This is a genomic window from Nocardia flavorosea NBRC 108225, from assembly GCF_001613385.1.
Classification (GTDB): Bacteria; Actinomycetota; Actinomycetes; order Mycobacteriales; family Mycobacteriaceae; genus Nocardia; species Nocardia flavorosea.
The window spans coordinates 23,898-50,521 of sequence record NZ_BDCG01000004.1 but is presented as its reverse complement, the minus strand read 5'-3'; the positions used below and the strand labels follow the sequence as shown (position 1 = coordinate 50,521).

The 26,624-nt window shown below is 66.8% G+C and carries 16 protein-coding genes and 1 tRNA gene; 13 read left to right on the top strand and 4 right to left on the bottom strand.

Going from position 1 to position 26,624, the window contains the following annotated elements:
* Positions 1 to 69 precede the first annotated feature (69 nt).
* Both NFL01S_RS04110 and gltB read right to left on the bottom strand, forming a co-directional pair.
* Positions 70 to 1,539 carry a glutamate synthase subunit beta gene (locus NFL01S_RS04110; protein ID WP_062971660.1) on the bottom strand — a complete coding sequence of 490 codons (1,470 nt, stop codon included), beginning with the start codon at positions 1,537 to 1,539 and terminating at the stop codon, positions 70 to 72.
* The gene (gene gltB, locus NFL01S_RS04105; protein ID WP_062971658.1) at positions 1,532 to 6,184 is read right to left on the bottom strand and encodes a glutamate synthase large subunit; all 4,653 of its coding nucleotides are present in this window, start codon (positions 6,182 to 6,184) and stop codon (positions 1,532 to 1,534) included. Before gltB ends, NFL01S_RS04110 begins: the two co-directional genes overlap by 8 nt.
* A gap of 923 nt (positions 6,185 to 7,107) precedes the next feature.
* On the opposite strand from gltB, the gene NFL01S_RS04100 reads away from it, so the two are divergent.
* The 5 genes from NFL01S_RS04100 to NFL01S_RS04080 all read left to right on the top strand — a co-directional run bounded on the left by NFL01S_RS04100 (position 7,108) and on the right by NFL01S_RS04080 (position 13,225).
* Positions 7,108 to 8,793, top strand: a complete 1,686-nt coding sequence (locus tag NFL01S_RS04100) for a DUF4407 domain-containing protein (RefSeq protein ID WP_245670510.1) — start codon at positions 7,108 to 7,110, stop codon at positions 8,791 to 8,793.
* 270 nt (positions 8,794 to 9,063) lie between these two features.
* On the top strand, positions 9,064 to 9,900 hold the full coding sequence (locus tag NFL01S_RS04095; RefSeq protein WP_062971654.1) for a hypothetical protein: 837 nt from the start codon (positions 9,064 to 9,066) through the stop codon (positions 9,898 to 9,900).
* The gene (locus NFL01S_RS04090) at positions 9,897 to 10,925 is read left to right on the top strand and encodes a DUF4129 domain-containing protein (protein WP_062971652.1); all 1,029 of its coding nucleotides are present in this window, start codon (positions 9,897 to 9,899) and stop codon (positions 10,923 to 10,925) included. Before NFL01S_RS04095 ends, NFL01S_RS04090 begins: the two co-directional genes overlap by 4 nt.
* Positions 10,922 to 11,926, top strand: a complete 1,005-nt coding sequence (locus NFL01S_RS04085; RefSeq protein WP_062971650.1) for an AAA family ATPase — start codon at positions 10,922 to 10,924, stop codon at positions 11,924 to 11,926. Before NFL01S_RS04090 ends, NFL01S_RS04085 begins: the two co-directional genes overlap by 4 nt.
* A 3-nt stretch (positions 11,927 to 11,929) precedes the next feature.
* Positions 11,930 to 13,225: a DUF58 domain-containing protein gene (locus NFL01S_RS04080; protein ID WP_062971648.1), complete on the top strand. Its 1,296-nt coding sequence runs from the start codon at positions 11,930 to 11,932 to the stop codon at positions 13,223 to 13,225.
* Positions 13,226 to 13,394: 169 nt separating this feature from the next.
* On the opposite strand, the gene NFL01S_RS04075 is transcribed toward NFL01S_RS04080, so the two are convergent.
* Positions 13,395 to 14,198: an RDD family protein gene (locus NFL01S_RS04075; RefSeq protein ID WP_062972358.1), complete on the bottom strand. Its 804-nt coding sequence runs from the start codon at positions 14,196 to 14,198 to the stop codon at positions 13,395 to 13,397.
* A gap of 70 nt (positions 14,199 to 14,268) precedes the next feature.
* Here NFL01S_RS04075 and NFL01S_RS04070 point away from each other — a divergent pair, with 70 nt between their 5' ends.
* Positions 14,269 to 15,300: a stage II sporulation protein M gene (locus NFL01S_RS04070; protein ID WP_245670509.1), complete on the top strand. Its 1,032-nt coding sequence runs from the start codon at positions 14,269 to 14,271 to the stop codon at positions 15,298 to 15,300.
* A gap of 896 nt (positions 15,301 to 16,196) precedes the next feature.
* Here NFL01S_RS04070 and NFL01S_RS04065 read toward each other — a convergent pair.
* A tRNA-Leu gene (locus NFL01S_RS04065) sits at positions 16,197 to 16,279 on the bottom strand.
* A gap of 249 nt (positions 16,280 to 16,528) precedes the next feature.
* On the opposite strand from NFL01S_RS04065, the gene NFL01S_RS04060 reads away from it, so the two are divergent.
* The 7 genes from NFL01S_RS04060 to pknB all read left to right on the top strand — a co-directional run bounded on the left by NFL01S_RS04060 (position 16,529) and on the right by pknB (position 26,452).
* On the top strand, positions 16,529 to 17,905 hold the full coding sequence (locus NFL01S_RS04060; protein ID WP_062971646.1) for an FhaA domain-containing protein: 1,377 nt from the start codon (positions 16,529 to 16,531) through the stop codon (positions 17,903 to 17,905).
* Between the two features lie 201 nt (positions 17,906 to 18,106).
* Positions 18,107 to 18,574, top strand: coding sequence for an FHA domain-containing protein FhaB/FipA (locus NFL01S_RS04055; RefSeq protein WP_033243787.1), 468 nt, complete (start codon positions 18,107 to 18,109; stop codon positions 18,572 to 18,574).
* Positions 18,571 to 20,067 (top strand): PP2C family protein-serine/threonine phosphatase, encoded by a 1,497-nt coding sequence (locus tag NFL01S_RS04050; RefSeq protein ID WP_062971644.1) that lies wholly within the window; start codon positions 18,571 to 18,573, stop codon positions 20,065 to 20,067. Before NFL01S_RS04055 ends, NFL01S_RS04050 begins: the two co-directional genes overlap by 4 nt.
* Complete coding sequence (locus tag NFL01S_RS04045; protein ID WP_062971642.1) at positions 20,067 to 21,545, top strand: FtsW/RodA/SpoVE family cell cycle protein; 1,479 nt, start codon at positions 20,067 to 20,069, stop codon at positions 21,543 to 21,545. The genes NFL01S_RS04050 and NFL01S_RS04045 overlap by 1 nt, the downstream gene beginning before the upstream one ends.
* Entirely contained in the window at positions 21,542 to 23,008 is a 1,467-nt protein-coding gene (locus NFL01S_RS04040; protein WP_062971640.1) for a peptidoglycan D,D-transpeptidase FtsI family protein, read from the top strand. Before NFL01S_RS04045 ends, NFL01S_RS04040 begins: the two co-directional genes overlap by 4 nt.
* A 37-nt stretch (positions 23,009 to 23,045) precedes the next feature.
* A complete protein-coding gene (locus NFL01S_RS04035; protein WP_062972354.1) occupies positions 23,046 to 24,551 on the top strand; it encodes a protein kinase domain-containing protein in 1,506 nt (501 codons plus the stop codon).
* A complete protein-coding gene (gene pknB, locus NFL01S_RS04030) occupies positions 24,548 to 26,452 on the top strand; it encodes a Stk1 family PASTA domain-containing Ser/Thr kinase (RefSeq protein ID WP_062971638.1) in 1,905 nt (634 codons plus the stop codon). Before NFL01S_RS04035 ends, pknB begins: the two co-directional genes overlap by 4 nt.
* Positions 26,453 to 26,624 lie beyond the last annotated feature (172 nt).

The following is a 26,624-nucleotide window of genomic DNA, read 5'->3' as shown; positions in this document are numbered from 1 at the left end:
ACGAAGAAGACGAAGGCGCGGTACCTCCGATTCGGAGGTACCGCGCCTTCGGGTAATACGGTGCCTAACTCAACGCTGCGCGACCGCGGTCGGCGGAATCGGCGCCGGCAGGGCGGTTTCGCCCTCCAGGTACTCGTCCACCGCCGAAGCCGCCGCGCGACCCTCGGCGATCGCCCACACGATCAGCGACTGGCCGCGGCCCATATCGCCGGCGACGAAGACGCCGGGGATATTGGTGGCCCATTTCTTGTCCCGCTGGACGTTGCCGCGCTGGTCGTAGCCGACGCCGAGATCGGTGAGCAGACCCGGCTTGTCCGGTCCGACGAAGCCCATGGCCAGCAGGACGAGATCGGCCTCGAGGGTGAAATCGGTACCCTCGACCTTCTCGAACCGGCCGTTGACCATCTTGACCTCGTGCGCCTCGAGCCCGGTCACCTTGCTGTCGGAACCGACGAAGCGTTCGGTGTTCACCGAGAACACGCGTTCACCGCCCTCTTCGTGCGCCGAGGAAACCCGGTACATGAGCGGGTAGGTCGGCCACGGGGTCGAGCCGGCGCGTTCGGCCGGCGGTCGCGGCATGATCTCGAACTGGTGCACGCTGGCCGCGCCCTGGCGGTGCGAGGTGCCCAGGCAGTCGGCGCCGGTGTCACCGCCGCCGATGATGACGACATTCTTGCCGTGCGCGTGGATCGGCGGCAGACCGTTGTCGTCGGTCACCGGATCTCCCTGCTGAACCCGGTTGGCCCAGGGCAGGAACTCCATCGCCTGGTGGATGCCGTCCAGCTCGCGGCCCGGAATGGGCAGATCGCGGGCCTGGGTGGCACCGCCGGCGAGGACCACCGCGTCGTACCGCTCGCGCAATTCGTCGGCGGTGATATCGACTCCGACGTTCACCCCGGCCTTGAAGATGGTGCCCTCGGCCTCCATCTGCGCCAGCCGGCGGTCGATGAAACGCTTCTCCATCTTGAATTCCGGGATGCCGTACCGCATCAGACCGCCGATACGGTCGGCCCGCTCGAATACGGTCACGGTGTGCCCGGCGCGGGTGAGCTGCTGGGCAGCGGCCAGACCCGCGGGTCCGGAGCCCACCACGGCAACCTTCTTACCGGTGAGCCGGGTCGGGTACACCGGCGCGACCCAGCCCTCGTCGAAGGCGTTCTCGATGAGTTCGACCTCGACCTGCTTGATGGTCACCGGATCCTGGTTGATACCGAGAACGCAGGACGCCTCGCACGGGGCCGGGCACAGCCGCCCGGTGAATTCCGGGAAGTTGTTGGTCGCGTGCAGCCGGTCGATACCCTCGCGCCAGCGGTCGGAGTAGACCAGGTCGTTCCACTCGGGAATGAGGTTCCCCAGGGGGCAGCCGTTGTGGCAGAAAGGAATACCGCAGTCCATACAGCGACTTGCCTGCCGCTGCAGGGTTTCGTGCGGAAACCCCTCCTGGTAGACCTCTTTCCAGTCCATCAGGCGTAACGGCACCGGACGGCGTTCGGGCAACTCCCGGGACGTGTGCTTCAGAAATCCTTGGGTGTCACCCACGAGCGGCCTCCATAATCGCAGCGTCGACGTCTTTACCGCTCTTCTCGGCCTCGGAGATGGCGAGCAGCACCTTCTTGTACTCGCGCGGCATGACCTTCACAAAGTGGTTCACCTGCTGCGACCAGTCGCCCAGGATCTTTTCGGCCACAGCGGAACCGGTCTGTTCCCGGTGCCGGCCGATGATGTCGCGCAGCCAGGTGAAATCGTCACCGGACAGCGCCTCGACGGCGTCCGCCTGTTCCGGGTTGAGCCGGCCGCTGAACGTGTTGTCGGGGTCGTAGACGAACGCGATACCGCCGGACATACCGGCGCCGAAGTTACGTCCGGTGTCGCCGAGGATGACGACACGACCACCGGTCATGTACTCGCAGGCGTGATCGCCCACGCCCTCGACCACTGCGGTGGCACCGGAGTTGCGCACGGCGAACCGTTCGCCCACCACACCGTTGATGAACGCCTGGCCGCTGGTCGCACCGAACAGGATCACGTTGCCCGCGATGATGTTCTCCTCGGCGACGAACTCTGCCGGGGCGTTGGGTGCCGGACGCACCACCAGGTGGCCGCCCGAAAGACCCTTACCGACATAGTCGTTCGCGTCACCCTGCACCCGCAGGGTGATACCCGCCGGAACGAAGGCGCCGAAGCTGTTACCGGCCGAACCCGTGAGCGTGATGTCGATCGTGTCGTCGGGCAGGCCGGCGCCGCCGTAGAGCTTGGTCACCTCGTGGCCGAGCATGGTGCCGACGGTCCGGTTCACGTTCGTGATCTTGGTGTCGATCTTGACCGGTTTACCGAACTCGAGCGCATCGCGGCTCTGCGCGATCAGCTCGTTGTCCAGCGCCTTGTCCAGACCGTGGTCCTGTTCCTTGGTCCGGCGGCGGTCCTGGAACATGAACGCCGTTTCGACATCGTCGAGGATCGGCGACAGGTCCAGTTTGCTGGCCTTCCAATGCTGTTTGGCCTTGGTGGTGTCGAGCAGGTCGACCCGGCCCACGGCCTCGTCCAAGCTGCGGAAACCGAGTTCGGCCAGCAGTTCCCGGACCTCTTCGGCGATGAACATGAAGAAGTTCTCGACGAATTCCGGCTTACCGGTGAACCGGTCGCGCAGCACCGGATTCTGGGTGGCCACGCCCACCGGGCAGGTGTCGAGATGACACACCCGCATCATGATGCAGCCGGAAACCACCAGCGGCGCGGTCGCAAAACCGTACTCCTCGGCACCGAGCAGTGCGGCGACCACGACATCGCGGCCGGTCTTCATCTGGCCGTCGACCTGCACCACGATCCGGTCGCGCAGACCGTTGAGCAGCAGGGTCTGCTGCGTTTCGGCCAGACCGAGTTCCCACGGCCCGCCCGCATGCTTGAGCGAGGTGAGCGGCGAAGCACCGGTGCCGCCGTCGTGACCGGAGATCAGCACCACATCGGCGTGCGCCTTGGACACGCCCGCCGCGACGGTGCCGACACCGGGCTCGGCAACAAGTTTCACGTGAATCCGCGCCTGCGGGTTCGCGTTCTTCAGATCGTGGATGAGCTGCGCCAGATCCTCGATCGAGTAGATATCGTGATGCGGCGGCGGCGAGATCAGGCCCACGCCCGGCGTCGAATGCCGGACCTCGGCGACCCAGGGATACACCTTGTGCGCGGGCAGCTGGCCGCCCTCGCCCGGCTTGGCGCCCTGGGCCATCTTGATCTGGATATCGGTGCAGTTGGTCAGGTAGTGCGCGGTGACACCGAACCGGCCCGAGGCGACCTGCTTGATCGCACTGCGCCGCCAGTCACCGTTGTCCTCCGGCTCGAACCGGGCCGGCGATTCGCCGCCCTCACCGGAGTTGGACCGGCCACCCAGCCGGTTCATCGCGATCGCCAGTGTTTCGTGCGCCTCGGCCGAAATCGAGCCGTAGCTCATCGCACCGGTGGAGAAACGTTTGACGATCTCGGACGCGGGCTCGACCTCCTCGATGGAAATCGGGGACCGCGCACCCTTCTTGAACTTGATCAGGCCGCGCAGCGAGGCCAGCCGCTCGGACTGGTCGTCGACCAGTTTGGTGTACTCCTTGAAGATCGAGTACTGCCCGCTGCGGGTGGCGTGCTGCAGTTTGAACACCGTATCCGGGTTGAACAGGTGGTATTCACCTTCACGCCGCCACTGGTACTCACCGCCCACCTCGAGCTCGCGGTGCGCGCGCTCGTTGCGGTTCTCCAGGAACGCGACCGAATGCCGGGTCGCCACATCGGTGGCGATCTCGTCCAGGCCGATACCGCCCAGGTGCGAACGCAGACCGGTGAAGTATTCGTCCACCAAGTCCTGCGACAGGCCGATCACCTGGAACAACTGCGCACCGTTGTAGGAGGCGACCGTGGAGATGCCCATCTTGGACATCACCTTCAGCACACCTTTGCTCGCGGCCTTGTTGTAGTTCGCGACCGCCTTGCGGTAATCGGCCGCCAGATCGCCGGTGCTGCCGGGAACGCTCAGCGCGCCCCGTTCGAGCATGTCCTCGATCGATTCGAAGGCCATGTACGGGTTGATCGCGGCGGCACCGAAACCGACGAGGGTAGCCATATGGTGCACCTCGCGGGCGTCACCGGCCTCGACCACCAGACCGACCATGGTGCGGGTGCGTTCCCGGACCAGATGGTGATGCACCGACGCGGTGAGCAGCAGCGACGGGATCGGCGCAAGCTTCTCGTTGGATTCGCGGTCCGACAGCACGATGATGCGGGCACCACCGTCGATCGCCGCCGAGACCTGGGTGTTGATGGCGTCGAGCGCGCGGCGCAGGCCGTCACCGCCGGCCGCGACCTCGTACAGGCCGCGCACAACGACCGAGCGCAGGCCGGGGTGGCTGCCGTCGTCGTTGATATGGACCAGCTTCGACAGTTCGTCGTTGTCGATGATCGGCTGCTGGATCGCGATCTGCCGGCAGGATTCCGGGCTCGGGTGCAGCAGATCGGCCTCCGGGCCGATATGACGGCGCAGACTGGTGACGACCTCTTCCCGGATGGCATCCAGCGGCGGGTTGGTGACCTGCGCGAACTGCTGGGAGAAGTAGTCGAACAGCAACCGCGGCCGCGCCGAGAGCACGGCGATCGGGGTGTCGGTACCCATCGAGCCCAGCGCTTCGGCACCGGTTTTCGCCATCGGCGAGATGAGCAGGTTCAGCTCCTCGGTGGTGTACCCGAAGATCTGCTGCCGAATGAGCACCCGGTCGTGCGACATATGCACATGCGGGCGGTCGGGCAGATCGGAGAGGTGTTTGATGCCGGCGTCGAGCCATTCCCGGTACGGGTGCTCGGCGGCCAGCTGCGCTTTGATCTCTTCGTCGTCGACGATCCGGCCCTGCGCGGTGTCGACCAGGAACATACGACCCGGCTGCAGGCGGATCTTGCGTACGACCTTGGACTGGTCGATATCCAGCACGCCGACCTCGGAGGCCATGACCACCAGGCCGTCATCGGTGACCCAGATCCGGCTGGGCCGCAGTCCGTTACGGTCCAGCACGGCGCCGATGACGGTGCCGTCGGTGAAGCACACCGAGGCGGGGCCGTCCCACGGCTCCATGAGCATGGAGTGGTACTCGTAGAACGCCCGGCGCTGCGAGTCCATGTTCTCGTTGCGTTCCCAGGCCTCGGGAATCATCATGAGCACCGCGTGCGGCAGGGTGCGGCCACCCAGGTGCAGCAGTTCGAGGACCTCGTCGAAGCGCGCGGTATCGCTGGCGCCCGGGGTACAGACCGGGAAGATCTTCTCCAACCGGTTCTTCCCGGCGGAATCCTTACCGAAGACATCCGAACGCAGCAGCGCCTCGCGGGCCCGCATCCAGTTCTCGTTACCGGCCACGGTGTTGATCTCGCCGTTGTGTGCGACCCGCCGGAACGGGTGGGCCAGCGGCCACGACGGGAAAGTATTGGTGGAGAACCGGGAGTGCACGATGCCCAGGGCGCTTTCCACCCGGTCGTCCTGCAGGTCCAGATAGAACGCACGCAGCTGCGGCGTAGTGAACATGCCCTTGTAGACGAAGGTCTGCCCGGACAGGCTCGGGAAGTACACCGATTCTTTACCGACCGCGCCTTCGCCGGCGCCGGCCTTACCCAGTTCGTGCTCCACCCGTTTGCGGATGACATAGGCACGCCGTTCCAGGTCCATCCCGGTCAGTTGCTCGTCGGCGCCCGCGGGTGAGCCGATGAAGAGCTGCCGGAACAGCGGCATGGCGTCGCGGGACAGCGCACCGAGCGACGACTCGTCGATCGGTACCTCGCGCCAGCCGAGTACCGTCAGGCCCTCTTCTTTGACGATCTTCTCGACGCCGTAGGAAGCCCGCGCTGCCTCGCGCCGGGCCTGCGGCAGGAAGGCGATACCGGTGGCATAGGAGCCCTCGGGTGGCAGCTCGAAATCGACGACTGCACGGAAGAAGCGGTCGGGAACCTGGATCAGGATGCCCGCGCCGTCGCCGGAGTTCGGCTCGGCGCCCGCGGCGCCGCGGTGCTCGAGGTTCAACAGGGCCGTAATGGCCTTGTCGACGATGTCACGGCTGCGGCGGCCGTGCATATCACCGACGAACGCGACACCACATGCGTCGTGCTCGTGCGCCGGGTCATAAAGCCCGATGGGTCCGGGGGACCTGTGGCCAGGTAGTTGCGTCATGCCTCTGCCTTCGAGAAAGTCGACCTCGACGTGGGTGCGGCCTGGAGAGAACGCCCTGTCGAACGCCGGTACTGTCGAACGCTCCCTATAGGACTGCGTTCGTACGTTGGCCGACACCAGCCGCGCTGATGGTGTTCGGCGTGCAGTCACGTCTGAAGTTGTTTCCACCTGCGGTTGTGCGGCGGTGCCCGCCGGTAACGAAGCGCTTACGCGCTCGGAACCCGGATACGGGTTTCGCCCGCTGGGCTGGCCTTGCCGATAGGTTGCCCGACCGTGCTTTCGGCCGGACATCGGTATGTGCGGCGTAGGAGCAAACGATAAGCCAGGCTCGGAACCCAACCAACCAAGGCCGCCCTAATAAACTGGACTGCCGGGCCTTGAGCTGGGCTTCTTCATTCATTCCTCCACGTATGCGCGTTTTCTAGTGTAAAGCAGCATTCCGGCTGAAATCGATTCCGGATCGACCCTCCGAACAGCGGCGATCCACCCGTCCGGCTCATTTCCAGATGCCTCGTCGCATCCGCCGAACCCACGCTCACCTGCATCGAAGATGCATTCCCGGCGACGACCATCGGCAAACCCGCCCGTCCGCGGCTAACTGTCACGCACCGCGATGAGATGTTCGTGACAGCGTTGTGACAAGCACAGAACATGATCCGACCGTCCGGACTGTTTTCCGATTCCCACAAGACAGCACACGCACAGCAAATGCCCATTCCAGTGGTCCACGCCACATTTTCGGTGCCCGTCCGAGGCCCTTTCCTGTTGCAGGAACACAGAATTCGGCCAGGCCACGAGCTCCGCCGGACCCGGACAACGGGCCTCGGCGCGACATGCTCACCGGCGCCTGTGAAGATGACCACACCAGCGCGCGAGGGCTCGATGGACTGCCGTGCCGCCTGTCACGCTGAGACAACGAATCGATGACAGCTGCAGAGGTTATGGGTCCCATGAGCGTCACCGGCATGTTCATCCGGCTCGGCGGCGGACAGCCCACCGAGCCCACCGACGGATACGAGCGCACCGGCTATATCGTCACCGGCACAGGTGTGGCGCTGTTCGCGCTGGCCTCCGCGGGAGTCACCGGGGTCGCGCTGAGTCTCGGCGAGTGGCCGGCCGCAGCGGTACTGCCCACCGCAGTGATCACCGGACTGCTCATGGGTCTGGTGGGCCGGGCTCTGGCCGGTGCCCAACCCGCCGCCCGGCCCGACCGGCCCGCGGGCACGACCGATATTGCGGCGGTGGCGACCCGCCTCGCGGTAACCGCGCTGACCGGCCTGGTGGTGGCCGAACTGGCCACCACCGTGTTGTTCGACAACTCCGTCGATCGGATTCTCGAACAACACGCGGTAGCCGCGGCCGCCACCACTCCGGCGGTACGCACCGCCCAGGATGAACTGGACCGCGCAATAGCCGACCGCACCGCACTGGACCGCGATATAGCCGAGGCCTCGGCCGATATCGACAACGCGCTCATCGTCGCCAGATGTGAGTTCAATCCCGGCCCGGGCTGCCCGCAGACGAAGATCACCGGTGTGCCGGGCCGAGGTCCGGAGGCGCAAACCGCCAACGACATGCTCGACGATGCGCGCACCGCGCTGTCGGTGGCGCAGAGCCGTATCGCTCCACTGGACGTGCGCGTGGACGACGCCCGGACCGCGCTGGGTGATGCCCGCACACTGGCCGCAGCCGAGGGCGATCGCGGTATCGGAGCCCGCTGGGCAGCCATGCATGAGCACACCACCGGCCAGACCGGCGCATTCCTGTTGCGACTGCTCACCTGGGCGGTTTTCGTCCTGCTGGCCGCCCTCCCACTGATACTGCGCCGATGGCGCGGAGAGACCATGCAGGAGCGTCGTCGCGCCGCTGCGGCGGTAGCCGATCGCGCCGAACGTGCCGCCGACGCCGCCATCGCGGAAAAAGAGGCCGAAGTCCGCGCCGAAACCGCCGCTGTGAAGGCGGACCGGCAGCTGGCCGCGGCGCGGCTCGAAGCCGCGGCCGATACCGCGATCGACCGGGAACGCCAGCGGACGCGGGTGATAGCCGCGCTCGGCGGGCTGGAGATCGGGGTCACCGAGCGCACACCCGAGGCCGCCGTACTGCCGGCCGAACAGCGGTCACTGCCGGCGGGGGAGGGATCGGATCTGCCGGTATCGCTCGGGAAGAGCCCCGGGCGACCGTCGCGTGGCCTGGAACTCCCGCTGGTCGGCACGGTTCCGTTCACCGATACCGCCGCTCGCTGGATCGGCCCGCTGGTACCGGGTTTCGTGAGCTCGGCGATCGAGGACGCCCTCGATACCGCGAGCCGGCCACTACGAACCGCGCGCCATGTATTCACCGAAGCCGAGGAGATCACCTTCACCCTGCGCCGGTCCCGCAACGTCACGGTCGACGGCGTGGCCGGGCAAGCACGGACCGGACGTGGCCGGTCACGCGACAGCGCCGCGCCGGCGAACACGGTGGTGGACGCCGAGCTGACCCTTGAACCCGATGCGATCGTCTCGTCGACGACCCGGCTGGAACCCGCGACCGGCACCGCACTGCCGGGACGCACAGCGGGAGAACTGCCGGAAGGACGCACACCTCGGGAACTGCCGCCGGGCAACTGAACGGGGTCCCGCGCATATCCGGCCGAGTCCACGGGGTTTGCGCCGCAGGGGTGCAATCGGCCGCATCGTTCGAAGGCTCAGGTCCGACGGCGGCCGTCACCTCGAGGGACCGCATAAGACTACGGCCGGCCGGGTACGCAGGCGCGGGCGAATCATGCCCTTCCTGTCGTCCGCGTACCCGTTAGACTCGGCCGCGTGCAGCCTGCCGCCCCTACGGCCGGCTCCGTCGGGGCGGGAGTAGATCCGGAACACCGAGCCCGGAAAACGACGGTGCCGATCCGTCCGCTGAGTTTCCGGGAACTGCTCGATGAGCCGTTCGCGCTGCTGCAAGCCGATATCCGGGTAACCGCGGGATGCGCCGCGCCGCTGCTGGTGGCCGGTGGCTCAGTGGTAGCGGCGTTCATCGGACTCGTCTCCCACCTGACCGGCGGATCCGATGACGGCACCGCGCTCGCGGCGCTGTGCGCCACGCTCGTCGTCGCCTGGATCATCCGGACCGTGCTGCGTGGAGTCACCGTGACCACAGGTCTCGCCCGTGCGATCGGCGCACCGATCGGGGCGCGGACGGCGGTACGACGGACCGGACAACGCCTGGGCCCGCTGCTGCTGACCCAGTTGTCGTTCACCGCGATCGGCCTCGCCGTGCTCGCGCCGGGCATGCTGTTCCTCCCGTTCGGTTTTCTCGGCATCGTCTGGTTCCTGCTCGTCTACCCCTTCTGCTGGTTCGGCCTGGCGTGGTTGCGCGCGCGGCACCTGGTGGCAGCGCCCGTTCTTTTCGCCGAACAGACCTCAGCCCGTACGGCACTCACGCGATCCGGGTTGCTCACCGGCTCACTGCGGATGCAGCGAACCGGTGTCTGGATCTGCCGGCAGCTGGTCTACACGGTGCTGACCGCGCCTCTACTGGGCCTCGCGCTGTTCGTCAGCGATATCGCCGGCACCCATCGCTGGCCCTTCCTCGTCCTGATCACCGGCACCGGGCTGCTGCTGGCGGCCTTCACCGAGATCGTGGAATCCAGCGCCCGGGTGGTCGGGTACCTCGATCTCCGCTGTCGCCGTGAGGGTATGGATATCCGGGTTCCCGACGCGGGCAGAGGTCATCGGTGACCGATCCGCATCGCGCCGTCCCGGACCGGCCGCAACTCGATACCGCGGACACTCACCGCGCCGCCGCCGAATACGCTGCGGCCCAGGGCGATTACGATACCGCGCTACGCGAGCGATTCCGCGCGGTGCTGCGCGGGCTGGAACAGCACGGTGTGCTCGAAGTGCGGCGGTCCCGCACTGCCCGCGAGACCTCCCAGGAGGCCGCGGCGGCGCTACCGTCCGAGCTCTCCGGCGATATCCCCCCGGCCGCCGGGGCCTTCGACGAGGTCGTCTACGGCGGCCGTCCCGCGGCGGCGGACGAATACCATCGGCTCGCCCGGGCCGATCAGTTCTCCGCTGCCGCGCCGCCCCCGGCGGCAGATCCGGTGGAAGTCGAGGCGGTCGGGCGTAGGGCCGGGTCGCGCCGGGGCAGCAGGGAGCTCCCCGCGATGCTGCGCGACCCCCGTTTCTGGGCGACGCTGGCATCGACAGCGGTCGTGCTACTGGTTCTCTACGCGATACTGCAGGGCTGTAGCGGGCCCAGCGCACCGGATACTCCGCCGATCGACCCACCACCGATCGACCCACCGGACGACTACGACCCCGACCTCCCCCGCCCGACCGGTGACGACTCCGTCTTCACGGGCTCCCCTCCCTGGCTGGTCTTCGGCATTCTGCAGTTCCTCATTGCCGGCGCAGTACTCGTGTGGTGGCGGGCACGCCGCCGCGGCTCGGTGGTCGCCGAACCCCGGCCGGTGGAGGTGGCGGCCGGCGAACTACTGTCCGGACAGGCCGGCCTGTACCGTCGCTCCGGCGACCACGCACATATCGCGAACGTCCTGCGGGCTGCCACGCTGCGCCGGCTGCGCCGGGCCCTCGGCGTCGACGCCGGCATCTCCCCGAATGCCCTGGTGGCCGCCGTAGCCACCCGGATAGGAGCCGATCCGGATACCGTCGGTTCGGCGCTCTACGGACACGTACCGGATGCATCGAGCCTGGAACTCGTTGCCGCGCAACTCGAATGGATCGAAGCGGAGGTCGGATGACCAGCATTGACACCAGTAAGGACGGTCCCGCCGGCCCGGCGGCGCCCACGGCCGTAGAGGCCGCGGCCGCATTCGCCGCCCTGCGTACAGAGATCGGTAAGGCGGTCGTGGGCAACGACAACGCGGTCATGTATCTCGTGCTCGCCCTGCTGTGCCGCGGCCACGTACTGCTCGAGGGCGTTCCCGGGGTGGCGAAAACACTGCTGGTCCGGGCGCTGGCCACCGGCCTGGAACTCGAACACGGCCGAGTCCAGTTCACGCCCGACCTGATGCCCGGCGACGTCACCGGCTCGCAGATCTACGACCCGCATTCGGCCGAGTTCACCTTCCGCGACGGCCCGGTCTTCACCAACCTGCTGCTCGCCGACGAGATCAACCGCACGCCACCGAAAACCCAATCCGCGCTCCTGGAATCCATGGAAGAACGCCAGGTCTCCGTCGACGGCCGGCCCCGCCCGCTGCCCGACCCGTTCGTAGTGGTCGCCACGCAGAACCCGATCGAGCAGGAAGGCACCTACCCGCTGCCCGAGGCGCAGCTGGACCGTTTCCTGTTCAAGGTGGATATCCATCTGCCCGAACGCGACGACGAATTCCGTATCCTGCAGCGGCATGCCGAGGGTTTCGACCCACGCGACCTCGCCGCCGCCGGGTTGCGACCGGTGGCCGGTCCCGCGCATATCGCCGCGGCCCGGGCCGCGATCGCGAAAGTCGCCATCCGTCCCGAGGTGCTCGCCTATATTGTCGACCTCTGCCGCGCCACCCGGACAGCGGCGGCCGTCGCACACGGCGCCTCTACCCGCGGTGCGACCTCGCTCATGGCCGCCGCCAGAGCCTTGGCCTGGTTGAACGGACGGGGTTTCGTAACCCCCGACGATGTGAAAACCGTCGCGGTGGCTGTACTGCGGCACCGGCTGCAGCTGCGGCCCGAGGCCGAGATCGACGGAATCACCGGCGAACAAGTGCTGGCCGGCCTGCTGCAATCCGTCCCGGTTCCGGTGTAGCCCGTGGTCGTCACGGGCCGGTTGTTCGGGATCGCGGTCGCGGCGGCGGTATTCGTCACCGTGCTGGCGCCGTCGTGGTTCGGGGTTCTGTTGGCGACCGCCCTGCTGTGCGCGCTTGCCGCCATCGATCGCGCTCTCGCCGCCGGTAGCGCGGACGTGATGCTGGATCGGACGGATTTGACGGTTCTGCGACTCGGTTCCGCCACCGAGATCGAGATCGCAGTAACCAATACGGGCTCTCACACGGTCCGGGGAACGCTGTGGGACGACTGGCCCGGCAGCACCGATGCCTCCGGCCGGGAACATCCACTGAACCTCTCGCCCGGCCACCGTGTCCGCGTGCGCACCACACTCACGCCCACCCGCCGCGGTGATCGCGCCGCCGGACCGGTCACCGTGCGCCTGTTCGGCCCGCTGGGGCTGGCCGGTCACCAGTTCCAGCGAGTTGTGCCGGCGCGGGTCCGGGCGCTGCCGCCGTTCCACAGCGAGCGATTGCTCGGCGGCAAGATCAAGCGGCTGCACCATCTGGAAGGCCGGAATCTGGCGGATCTACGCGGCCAGGGCACCGAATTCGATTCGTTCCGGGAATACGTCCCGGGCGACGATGTCCGCACCATCGACTGGCGGGCGACCGCGCGGGCCACCGATGTGCTGGTCCGGACCTGGCGCCCGGAACGCAACCGGCAAGTGCTGATGCTGCTGGACACCGGCCGGATCAGCGCTGCCCGGGTGGGCGCCGGCACCCGGCTCGACAATGCGATCGAAGCCGCCTTACTGCTGGGCAGCCTGGCCGCCGCGGGCGGCGATATGGTCGGCCTGCTGGCCTACGACCGCGAGGTACGCGCCGAGGTACGCACCGGTGTCGGGCGCGGCGTGCAGCCGAAGCTCATGCACGCGCTGGCCGGGGTCACCCCGGCCCTGGTCGATACCGATTCCGAAGGGCTGGTGCGCGCCGCGATCCGCCGGGCCCGCCGCCGCAGTCTCATCGTCTGGTTCACCGGATTGGACAGCGCGGCGGTGACCGAGAACCTGCTTCCGGTGCTGCCGGTACTGGCCCAGCGTCACCGGGTGTTGATCGTCTCGGTCACCGATCCGGAGATCATCGCCGCGGCCGCCGACCGCAGCGATCTACGCGCGCTGTACCGCGCGGCGGCCGCCGAGTCCCGCCTCGCCGAGCAAGCAGTAGTCCAGGAATCGCTGCGCCGGATGGGGATCGCCGTGATCGCCGCCGCCGGCCCCGACCTGCCGGGTGCGCTGGCGGACGAGTATTTGGAGCTGAAACAGTCCGCGGCCCTGTGACTACCGCACACACACCAGGCGTAATACGGCACAGGGCCGGTTCGAGGTCAGTGGCACCGCCGACGTACACAGCGGCCGGGGGCGCTGTGCGTCTGCCATGACGCAGTGGCGGGTCCAGGAGGAAGGTGAACCCGTGCGTCGCGGTTCGGCCAGGTCACCGCAACGCGGCTCACCGCGACTGCGCGACCGGAGCCCGCGGAGCCGCGTACAACATCGGCGGAACCGGGACGGCCGGTAGCGAACGCCGCTGCCGTTCTGCGATCACGCTTCCGAGTATCTGCACGGGCGGATAACCCCCCGGCGGCGCGACCCGCAGCCGAGCGCATACCGCCGAAACCAGCGCCTGCCCGATCTCGTGCTGCGCGCCCGGAGTGAGCGAGTCGATGCGGGTCAGGTACTGACGCACGGACAGCGCCAGATCCTCGGGCAACCCGGTGAGCTCTAGTCCGGCCGACCAGCCGGTGAGCCAGACCGGTGGTATCGCCAGCGCCGGCAGGGAAAGCTGCTGCCGAATATGTACGACCACCGTTCCGGCCAGCACATCGCCCACCCGCCGCGCATCCGGTGAGCACATCGAACTCGCCACCGCGATCGAGCCGAAGAGACCGAGCATCCAGAAATCGACGATCGCGCCGGTCAGGCCGCGGGTGAGCGCGTGGCGGAAATCCACCGGGCCGCCGTCGGCGCGCACCACACGTAGCCCCAGAGCGAGTTTGCCCGGCGTCGCACCGCACAGCACGGTTTCCCAGAACACGGGATAGCCGACCAGTACGGTGACCAGCGACACCAGCATCAGTGCGGCGAACCAGGGGCTGCTGTCGTCCCCCTGCGTCATGAACATCACCGTGGTGAGCAGCACGATCCCGAGCACGATCTGCAGCACCAGGTCGAGCACGAACGCTGCGGCACGGGTCGGGATACGGGCGACCGGCAGTTCGAGCGCCACCGCTTCCCCCGTCGTGAATTCAGCCATATCGAATAGCATTCTTTCACGGCGGCCGGGGCCGTAACCGGCTTCGCCGAACGCGGGGGAACATCACCGGGTGCAGCCGCAGAACGGCGGAGCGGGAGGTAAGCCGATGGATGTGGACGCCTACAGCACGAGGCATCGACAAGCCTGGACCAGGCTGAACTACCTGACCGGCCGGCGTACTTTGACCGGCGCCGAGGCCGACGAACTGGTGCGGCTCTACCGGCAGACGTCCCAGCAGCTGGCGCGGTTACAGACGCACAGTCCCGAACCGGAACTCGTCGCCGGGTTGAGTGCCGTACTGGCTCGGGCGCGCGGCAGAATCGTCGGGAGCTCGCCCGATACCTGGACCGAGATCCGGCGATTCTTCACACATCGGTTTCCGGCCGCGGTATACCGGGCGTGCGGCTGGTGGCTGGCCGTGGCCGTCGTGTTTCTCACCGTGGTGGCGGGCTTCACGACGTGGATCTCGGTGGACCCTTCGGCGCGCAGAACCCTTGGGCTGCAAGAAGACACCCGGGCACTCACCGCACCCGGCGGGGCCTTCGAAACCTATTACACCGAACATCCGAACGACGCCTTCGCCGCATTGGTCTGGACCAACAACGCCTGGGTCTCCGCCCTGGCCCTGTTTCTCGGCGTCCTGATCCTGCCGGTGTTGTACCTGCTGTTCATGAACGCGCTGAATATCGGCGTTACGGCCGGTCTCATGGCCGATGCCGGCCGGCTGGATTCACTGTTCGGCTTCCTGCTGCCCCACGGAATGCTGGAGTTGACAGCGATTTTCATCGCCGGTGGCGCCGGCCTGAAGCTCGGCTGGACCCTCGTCGATCCGGGAGGCACGAGCCGCGCCGAAGCGGTGGCCCGGCAAGGTCGCACCACCGCCACCATCGCCCTGGGGCTGGTGCCGACGCTGCTGGTAGCGGGACTGCTCGAAGGTTTCGTCACTCCGAGTGCATTGCCCACACCCGTTCGAATTGCCTGCGGCCTGCTCGCCGAGACACTGTTCCTGGCCTACATCTTCACTGCCGGACGCAGAGCCGGCGCAGAATCCGAGACCGCTACAAGCCTGCCGACCGGCAGCGGGCAACGGCACTACGGATAGACAACGCCGAGCACACAACCGCAGACACCGCATTGTGAGGTGACAGCAACGTGGATCCGGTGATCAGTGCGAATCCCCCATTGAATTCCGCTGGCCGCAGCGAGTCGCCGCTCTAGCTGCGGCCAGCGTTACCGTCGACTCTACACAATCGTTATGCCTACGCAACCCATTGCGTAAGAGGTCACAGGTATAAGTCCCAACCCAGCAAACCTTCAGGCAACCACCTGGCGACCCTACTCCAGCTAACTTCCAGCAGCACCATGCGGCCTTACAGCGGTGCTTTCATTTGCAAGTACATTTGATTTTTACTGGTCACGGCCATATCCGTTACCGGGGTTACACGCAACCGAAAAGCAGCCCGCGACGACCACAACACGAACCGCCGTTAACTCGGTCACCCCATCGACGACCAGGGCGTTCGCGCGGGGTTAACACCGATTCCGGGCCGGTCGCCAACCCAAAAGAAACCCAAGGTCGGTTTCCCGGCCACAAACCTTCACGAACCCCCGTATTCCACCGCAAGGTAAACCCGCGCATTGTTAACCAGGGTGGTTCCAAGACGTGAACTGGGTCACCAGAGGCTGGGAATAAGGTGACCCTCAGCAGAAGCACCGCAACCGAAAATTAGTGATGTGACCTTGGTCTCATTCCGGCATATGGCGATCCCGGTGACAGAAGCGGCCGCGAATCCGCCTGTTCCATACGACTCGACTCGCCCGTACCCACGGAGTCACTTCGCTACGAAGGAACCGCAACAGCGGCCGCCGCGGCAGGCTTCCGTCGACGCCCTCGACACCGATCCTTCTCGTATGCGACCCGGCAGCCGGCCGGGCCCCGAGCCCGGTACCCGGCATAGGAAACAAAAAAGCCGTGGACTTACAGTCCACGGCTTCCAGTGGGCGAAGGGGGACTTGAACCCCCACGTCCCGAAGGACACTGGCACCTGAAGCCAGCGCGTCTGCCATTCCGCCACTCGCCCGAGCGACGGAAAAGACACTAGCACGGAGACGACCACGGGGCGAAATCACGTGGTCAGAGGCTCATCGGACAGCCCCGTGAGGTGGATTGCGAGGCCGGTTTCACACGCGCGGGGAACTCCATCGCCATTACGGTAGTTACAGGTATAGCCGATCGTGGATATCATGCAGAGAACGTGCTCGTAGAACGACACGCCGCATTCGCGTGTCGTCGTAAAGAATGAGGAGAGACTCACCGAAGGGAGGCCCAGATGGGGATCGTCTCGAGATTCGAGCGCCGCCTCCAGGGGGCCGTCGGTGATGTCTTCGCCCGGGTCTTCGGCGGGAACGTCGTTCCGCAGGAGGTCGAGGCCGCGCTGCAGCGTGAGGCCGCCGATAGTGTCCAAGATCTCGGCGGTGGGCATCTGCTCGCACCCAACAGCTACGTGATCACCATCAACTCGTCGGACCACCGGCAATTCGATGCCGATCACGACCTCACGACCCGCGCATTCGCCAAACATCTGCAGGATTACATCCGTGAACAAGGATGGCAGACCTACGGCGAAGTACACGTGGTCTTCGAGGCATCCCCTACGCTGCACACCGGAATGTTCAGGACGAGCGGCCGCGTCGACCCCGACGCCGGCCGTGGAGCTGCCTCGGCTCACCGCCCGGAACCGCTACAACGACCCGCTAACCCGCAACCAGGAGCTGGCCCCATGACGCAGAACTCTGGCTACGACCCGAGCCGTGAGCACGCGGAGTCCGATCCACGCAATCGCGGGTACGCTCCCGGACCCGTGGGACGCGGGCCGCAGAACGGCGCGTACCCCGAGGACTACGGTCCCGGCGCGCAGTACAACGGCGCCCCCGATTACCAGAACGGCTACGAGTACCAGCAGGGCGGCGCCGCCTACGACCAGCAGGGGTACGGCGGTCAGCAGGGTTACGACCAGGGCGGGTACGCCCCGCAGCCCGGGTACGACCAGGGTTATGACCAGCAGGGGTACGCCCAGCAGGGTGGTTACGACCAGCAGGGGTACGCCCAGCAGCCCGGCTACGACCAGCAGGGTTACGCACAACCCGGGTACGACCAGGGCTACCAGGGGCAGCCGGGCTACGACCAGGGGTACGACCAGCAGGGGTACGCGCAGCAGCCCGGTTACGACCAGCAGGGTTACGCACAACCCGGGTACGACCAGGGCTATGACCAGCAGGGATACGCGCAGCAGCCCGGTTACGACCAGGGGTACGACCAGCAGGGGTATGCCCAGCAAGGTGCGCAGGGGTACCCGCAGGGTGCTGCCCAGCAGGCCCCTTACGGCGCTCAGGGCGGATACGCACCGGCAGCCGGCCCCGGATTCTCCGCCACGCTGGCACTCGACGACGGTAGCGGCCGCACCTACCAGCTCCGCGAAGGCAGCAATATCATCGGCCGCGGTCAGGACGCCCATTTCCGGCTGCCGGATACCGGTGTCTCCCGCCGCCATATCGAGGTGCGCTGGGACGGCCAGACCGCAATGCTCTCCGACCTCGGCTCCACCAACGGGACCCTCGTCAACGGCTCACCGGTACAGGATTGGCAGTTGGCCGACGGCGATGTGATCCGTGCCGGGCATTCCGAGATCCTCATCCGTATTGTCTGATGCCGTAGGCTCGCCGTGCGGATCACGGGACGGCTCTCGCATAATAGGGCGGTCCAATCGTGATCGGTCTCGTCCGACGGTCCTATGATGTGCCGACACACGCGCGGTGCCGCAAAAGCGGGCCGCCGGGACGAGCACGGCCAAGGGGTGGGTCACCACCTCGGCGGCACCGGCACACGGTCGAACAGGAGGTGGAGCGCCGTGCAGGGATTGGTTCTGCAGTTGACCCGTGCCGGGTTCCTCCTGCTGTTGTGGCTGTTCGTGTGGGCAATCCTGCGTACCCTCCGCAGTGATATCTACGCGGCCTCCGGCATACGGCTCCAGAATCGGGGACCGCGCGGTTCCGCGGTACTGCCGTCGATGCGCCGAGGCCAGAAGGGCGCCAAATATCTTGTGGTGACTCAAGGTTCTCTTGCCGGTACCCGTATCACACTGGGTACCCAACCGGTATTGATCGGCCGTGCGGACGATTCGACGCTGGTCCTTACCGACGATTACGCCTCCACCCGACATGCCCGGCTGTCCCTACGCGGTGACGACTGGTACGTCGAAGACCTCGGCTCGACCAACGGTACCTACCTCGATCGCGCCAAAGTCACCACCGCAGTCCGCGTTCCGCTCGGCACACCGGTCCGGGTCGGCAAGACAGTGATCGAGCTCCGATCGTGACACTTGTTCTCCGCTACGCAGCGCGCAGCGACCGCGGCTTGGTCCGCGCAAACAACGAAGATTCCGTCTACGCGGGTGCCCGCTTGCTGGCCCTCGCCGACGGTATGGGCGGGCACGCCGCCGGTGAAGTCGCGTCACAACTGATGATCGCCGCACTGGCGCATCTGGACGACGACGAGCCCGGCGAAGACCTGCTGGGCAAATTGAACCGGGCCACCCATGCCGGGAATTCCGCGATCGCCGAACAGGTCGAGGAAGAACCCGAACTGGACGGAATGGGCACCACGCTCACCGCCATCCTGTTCGCGGGCAAGAAACTCGGCATGGTCCATATCGGCGATTCACGCGCCTACATGCTGCGTGACAGCGAACTCGCCCAGATCACCCGCGACGATACCTTCGTCCAATCGCTGGTCGACGAAGGCCGGATCACTCCGGAACAGGCGCATACCCATCCGCAGCGTTCGCTGATCATGCGAGCCCTCACGGGCAACGAGATCGAACCCACGCTGGTGATGCGGGAGGCGCGCGCCGGGGACCGCTATCTGCTGTGCTCGGACGGTCTCTCCGATGTGGTCAGCGACGAGACCATCGCCAACACCATGCGCGAGGGCAGTACCGATGAATGCGCCGACCGGCTCATCGAACTGGCGTTGCGCAGTGGTGGTCCGGACAACGTGACCGTCGTCGTCGCCGATGTGATCGATCTCGACTACGGCCAGAGCCATCCGATCGTCGCCGGTGCCGCCTCCGGTGAGGCCGAAGACAATCCGCCGCCGAACACAGCAGCCGGACGTGCCGCCGCCATGCGCCCACCGGCCGCCGCACCGCGGCGTACCGCCAGCGAGCCCGAGCCGCTGCCGAAGAAATCACACAAATTGCGCTGGTTGCTGCTCGCCGTGGCACTGGTGCTCGCGGTGACCGTCGGTCTGGTCGTGGGCTACAAGATGATCCGGTCCAACTACTACGTGGGCGCGGACAACGACAGTGTCGTGGTGATGCAGGGGCTACCGGGGTCGATCCTGGGCTACTCGATCCACGAGGTGAACCTGGTCGGCTGCGTCACTCCCAAGGGGGAGCTGACCCTGGCCGACAACGGCGCTCCTCTGCCGGAGGGCTGCAGTCCACTGAAGGTCAGCGATCTCGAGCAGACGGGACGCGATCAGGTCGAGCGCGGGCTTCCGCCGGGCACCCTGGACAAGGCACGGGAGCAGATGCGTGTCCTGGCCGACCGCGAACTGCTGCCGGTGTGCAAGAAAAACGGTTCCGCCGCCCAGCCGGGCGTCGTGACCACTACCCCCGCACCACCACCGCCGCCGGCACCCGCCCCGCCCATGCCGACCGAAGCAGCCCCGCCGGCGCCCGCCACGCAAGCCCCCGGTCCCAACGGTGAGAATCCGGCACCGCCGGCGCCGCCGACCACCTCCGCGCCGGCGCCGACCACCACCGCTGTGCCCCAGACTCCGGGGGAGAACTGCCGGGTGACGGACTGATGTCCGCACCGGCAGCACCGTCCGCCGGGGCTTTTCCGAGTCCCCCGGGCGGTTTCGCGGCAACGCCGCCACCGACATCGCGGCGCAATACCGAACTCTTGTTGCTCGGTTTCGCGGCGTTGATCACCACGGCGGCGTTGTTCCTGGTGGAAGCCAGCCAGGAGCAGTCCGTGACCTGGGATATCGCGAAGTACGGGCTGGCCTATCTGGGACTGTTCGCCGTAGCGCACCTGGCGGTACGGCGGTTCGCGCCCTACACCGACCCCCTGCTGCTGCCGATCGTGGCACTGCTCAACGGGCTCGGCCTGGTACTCATTCACCGGCTCGACCTCGCCGACCAGCAGACCGCCGCCTACAACTCCTGGGATATCCCCTCCCCCGACGCCAATTCCCAGATCCTGTGGACCGCACTGGGAATCGTGCTGTTCGTCGGGATCCTGGTGGCGTTACGCGATTACCGGACGCTGGCCAAGTACTCCTACACCCTCGGGCTCGTGGGTCTGGTCGCGCTGGCAATCCCGGCGCTGCTGCCCAGCTCGCTCTCCGAGGTCAACGGCGCCAAGATCTGGATCCGGCTGCCGGGTGTGAGCCTGCAGCCGGGTGAGTTCGCCAAGATCCTGCTGATCATCTTCTTCGCCTCGGTCCTCGTCTCCAAACGGGAGCTCTTCACCGCGGCCGGCCGGCATTTCCTCGGCATGGAATTTCCGCGCGCCCGGGATCTGGGCCCGATCCTCGCCGTCTGGATCGTCTGTATCGGCGTCCTGGTCTTCGAAAAGGATCTCGGTACCTCGCTGCTCATCTTCGGCACCGTGCTGGTGATGCTCTACATCGCCACCGAGCGGGTGGGCTGGCTGCTGATCGGCGGCGGCCTGCTCATGGTCGGGTTCTACTTCGCCTACCAGATGTTCGGGCATGTGCGGGTACGGGTGGAGACCTGGCTGCACCCCTTCGACGACTACAACAACACCGGCTACCAGATCGTGCAGTCGCTGTTCGGCCTGGCCACGGGCGGGCTGGCAGGTACCGGGCTGGGCAGTGGCCGGCCTTCGCAGGTGCCATTTGCGAAAACCGACTTCGTCATCACCACCATCGGTGAGGAACTCGGACTCATCGGTCTGACCGCCGTCCTTCTCTTGTTCCTGATGCTCATCCTGCGGGGTATGCGTACCGCCCTGGCGATCCGTGACAGCTTCGGCAAACTGCTCGCGGCCGGGCTGGCGTTCACCCTCGCCATCCAGATCTTCGTGGTCGCCGGCGGGGTGACGAAACTGATCCCGCTCACCGGTCTCACTACGCCGTTCGTCTCCTACGGCGGTTCGTCCCTGTTGGCGAACTACATTCTCCTGGCCCTGCTCATCAAGATCTCCGACGCGGCGCGCGCACCCGCCCCGGCCCGGCGCCGCGACCCCGCGCCCGCACCGTTGGCGGAAGCGCAGACGGTGATGGTGTCACGACGGCAAGGGGGTCAGCAGCGATGAACACGCCACTACGCCGAGTGGCCATGGCCGTCATGGCGATGATCGTCGCCCTGCTGCTCAATGCCACCTATATCCAGGTGATCAAGGCCGACGACTATCGTGCAGATCCGCGTAACTCCCGGGTCCTGCTCGACGAATACTCCCGCCAACGCGGACAGATCTCCGCCGCTGGTGCGGTACTTGCCAGTTCCGTCGAAACCGACGACCGATACAAGTACCTGCGCGTCTACCCCACCGACCCGGCCGCATTCGCGCCGGTCACCGGCTTCTATTCGATGCAGTACGGCAGTACCGGGCTCGAACGGGCGGAAGATCCCGTCCTCAACGGTTCGGATGCGCAACTGTTCGGCAGCCGGCTGGTCGACCTGGTCTCCGGTCGCGACCCGCGCGGCGGCAATGTGGTCACCACGATCGACCCGATGATGCAGCAGGTGGCCTACAACGAGCTCACCAGCAAGGGATACACCGGCTCCGTCGTGGCCATCGAACCCAGTACGGGCAAGATTCTCACCATGGTGTCCACGCCCAGCTACGACCCGAACCAGCTGTCCGGGCACGACGGCGCCCAGGGCACCGAGGCCTGGGAGAGCCTGAGCGCCGACGAAAACCAGCCCATGCTCAACCGGGCGATCTCGCAGACCTACCCGCCCGGTTCCACCTTCAAGGTCGTGGTCACCGCGGCCGCACTGTCCAACGGCGTGGCCGATCCGCAGTCCCAGTTCACCGCGGCGCCGAACATCACCCTGCCCGGGACCAGCACCACTCTGGAGAACTACAACGGCACCAACTGCGGGTCCGGTGCCACCGCGACCCTGCACGAGGCCTTCCGCCGGTCCTGCAACACCGCGTTCGTCGAACTCGGGGTCGATGTGGGCGCTGCTGCGCTGGAGGACGAGGCGGCCGCGTTCGGTATCGGCCCGCATCGCGGTATCCCGATGCCGGTCGCCGAGAGCACCATCGGCAATATCCCCGACGACGCGGCGCTGGCGCAGAGCAGCATCGGCCAGCGTGATGTGGCGCTCACCCCCCTCGACAATGCCGTAATCGCGGCTACCGTGGCCAACGGCGGTGTGCGGATGGAACCGTATCTGGTCGACCAGTTGCAGAACCCGGACCTCAGCGAGCTGGCCACCACCGAGCCGGTGTCCGTGGGGCAGGCCGTGAGCGCCGATGTAGCGTCTACCCTGACCGATCTGATGGTCGCCTCGGAGGAGAACACCGCGGGTAGCAGCGGGTCGGGCTATCGGATCGCGTCCAAGACCGGTACCGCCGAACACGGCTCCGATCCGCGTAACACACCACCGCACGCCTGGTACATAGCGTTCGCGCCGGCCGAGAACCCGAAGATCGCCATCGCGGTCATCGTGGAGAACGGCGGCGACCGCGCGCTGGCGGCAACCGGTGGATCGGTCGCCGCGCCGGTTGCCCGGGCGGTTCTGGACGCGGGTCTGCGAGGTCGGTGAACGAGATGGATATGCGAGTGAATCTGCGGGGAACCCGATGCTGACAAACGGCGCGATGATCGCGGACCGCTACCGGCTGCAGCGCCTGATCGCCACCGGTGGGATGGGACAGGTCTGGGAAGCCCTGGATACCCGGCTCGATCGCCGGGTGGCGGTGAAGGTACTCAAATCGGAGTTCTCCGCCGATCCCACGTTCCGGCACCGGTTCCGTACCGAGGCCAAGACCACCGCGCAGCTCAACCATCCCGGTATCGCGGGAATCTACGACTACGGCGAAACCTACGACCCGCAGGGCGGGGAAACCGCCTACCTGGTGATGGAACTGGTGCAGGGCGAACCGCTCAACACCGTGCTGAACCGGCTCGGCCGCTTGTCGGTCGTACAGGGGCTGGATCTGCTGGAGCAGACCGGTCGCGCCCTGCAGGTAGCGCATCGGGCAGGTGTGGTGCACCGCGATGTGAAACCGGGAAATATCCTGGTCACGCCCACCGGGCAGGTGAAGATCACCGATTTCGGTATCGCGAAGGCGGTCGACGCCTCACCGGTCACCAAAACCGGGATGGTGATGGGCACCGCCCAGTACATCGCGCCCGAGCAGGCGGTCGGCGAGGACGCCACGGCGGCCAGCGATGTGTATTCGCTCGGTGTGGTCGGCTACGAGGCGCTCGCCGGTCAGCGCCCGTTCACCGGTGACGGCGCCCTCACCGTCGCGATGAAACATGTGCGTGACGTACCGCCGCCGATGCCGACGGATCTGCCGCCGAACGTGCGCGAACTCGTCGAGATAACTCTCGCCAAGGATCCGAACCACCGCTACACCGACGGTGGCGAATTCGCCGAGGCGGTCGCCGCGGTGCGGTCGGGCCGGCGCCCACCGCCACCCCGCAATCTCGCCGCGGCGGGTGCCACCAGTGTTATCGCGGCGCCACCGCCGGCGTACGACGATCCGGCGACCGTCCGCTACACCACTCCGGCCACCGCGATGGCCGGGCCGGTGACGGCGATGGACCATCACGGTGCCCACGAGGCCGACCCGGGCGATTACCGCGACGGCACCGGGGGTGGCGGTCTCGGTAAAAACCAGAAATGGATGATCGCGCTGGGTATCGGCGCGCTGGTGCTCGGTGGGGCCGTACTGTGGCTGCTCTTCGGCGGCGATACCAATCCGGTGAGCACGCCCGGCGAGACCTCGTCGACAGCGCCTACCACCCGACCGGCGCCGCCCCCGGTCACTACCACCTACGAGGTGACCGAACCTCCTGTCTGGACACCCACGCAGGAGTACACCACCACCCGGCCGCCGGCGACCACCACTACCGAGTCGCCCGCACCGACCACCACAACGACCCAACCGCCGACCACCACCACGGAGACCACCACTGCGCCGCCGACCACCACGGAATCGACGGGCAGCGAGGAAACCGATACCACCACCACTCAGCGTTTCCCGGTACCGGACATCGATCTGCCGGGGATCGGCAACAGCTCCCGTGACGACGACAGCTCTCCCGACGTGCCGAGCCACCATCAAGGACAGCCATGACGACCCCGAAGAATCTCTCCTCTCGCTACGAGCTGGGCGAGATCATCGGATTCGGTGGGATGTCCGAAGTCCACCGGGCACGCGATCTGCGGCTCAACCGCGATGTCGCGATCAAGGTGCTACGGGCCGATCTGGCGCGCGATCCCACGTTCTACCTGCGCTTCAAACGCGAAGCCCAGAACGCGGCGGCACTGAACCATCCCGCGATCGTGGCGGTGTACGACACCGGTGAGGCCGAGGTGGACGGCGGACCGCTGCCGTTCATCGTGATGGAGTACGTGGACGGCGATACGTTGCGCGATATCGTGCGCAACGAGGGGCCTCTGCCGCCGCGCCGGGCGATGGAAGTCATCGCCGATGTGTGCGCGGCTCTCGATTTCAGCCATCAGGCCGGGATCGTGCACCGGGATATGAAGCCCGCCAACATCATGATCAACCGCGCGGGTGCGGTGAAGGTGATGGATTTCGGTATCGCGCGAGCGATCGCCGATGCCGCCAACCCGATGACCGCGACCGCCGCGGTGATCGGCACCGCTCAGTATCTGTCGCCGGAACAGGCGCGCGGCGAAACCGTGGACGCACGATCGGATGTCTACTCGGTCGGTTGCGTCCTGTTCGAAATTCTCACCGGGGAACCCCCGTTCACCGGTGATTCCCCGGTCGCGGTCGCCTACCAGCATGTGCGCGAGGACCCGCGGCTGCCTTCGCTCGTACACGACGGAGTTCCGCGGGAGCTGGATTCGGTCGTGCTCGAGGCCATGGCCAAGAACCCGGCGAACCGTTATCAGAGCGCGGCCGAGATGCGCGCCGATCTGATCCGGGTGCTGGGCGGCCAGAAGCCCGGCGCCCCGATGGTGATGACCGACGAGGACCGCACCACGATGCTGGGGCCGACGGAACCGTCGGCGCGCGGCTATCACCGCCTGGACGACGACGATATCGACGACTACGGCGGCGAGTCCGGCGGAGATCGCCGCCGGGCTTTCGTTGCCGCCGGTGTGGTGGCCGCGGTGGCCGTAGTCTTCGGCCTGTTCTGGATGCTGCTCGGTCCGGGGAGCCGGCCCGAACAGGTCGCGGTACCGGATCTGTCGAACCTTTCGGCCAGCGAAGCAGAGCAGAAACTGGATTCGCTCGGCTTCGATGTCGCGATCCAGGAGAAGCCCGACGGCCGGATCAGCGCCGGCAACGTCATCGCGACCCAGCCACTCGGCGGGTCGCGGGCGGACGAGGGCAGCACGATCACCATGCAGGTGTCCACCGGCCCGCAGCAGGTGCCGATCCCGCGTGTGGTCGGGTTGAGCCAGCAGGAGGCCGCACAAGAGCTCACCAATGCCGGGCTGCAGGTCCACCCGGATATCAAACGCGGTCCGTCCAGTCCCGAGGACAAGGACAAGGTCGTCGCCCAGGATCCGTCTCCGGGATTCGAACTGGATGCGGGAAGTCAGGTCACGCTGACCCTGGGGGCCGGACCGGAGCAGGTGTTCGTGCCGGATGTCGTCGGTCAGCTGATCGACCGTGCCCAGCCGAACCTGGAGGGCGCCGGGTTCAAGATCGAGATCCGCGAGGTGCAATCCGCGCGGCCCCGGGGGGAGGTGCTCTCCACCAGCCCTTCCGGCGGTTCGAACGCTGACAAGGGGTCGACGATCACCGTGCAGGTCGCGCAGAGCGATCGGATCTCCATGCCGAACCTCGTCGGCCTCGCCCCGGGCGAGGTCGTGGACACACTGCGGGACAGTGGCTGGCAGGGCAGCGTCAACCAGGTCCGCCAGATCACCCAGATCACATTGAACTCCGATCAGGCGGGCAAGGTGCTCAGCCAGCAGCCGTCGGCCGGCACCACCGTGCCCTCGTCGACGACCGTCACGGTCAACACCGGCGTCCTACCGCTCGGCCCGCCCTGAGACTCGCGCGATCCGGGATAACCGTGCCATAGGCCCCTCACCACAGCGCTGGTGAGGGGCCTAATCTGGTCCAGAAGCAGGTTGGGTGCCCGTCTGCGGCACTTCGTCAGGCATGGGCGCACATTGATTCGGGCGCCACCATCGGACCGCTGATCATCCGAGCCGCAGCCGG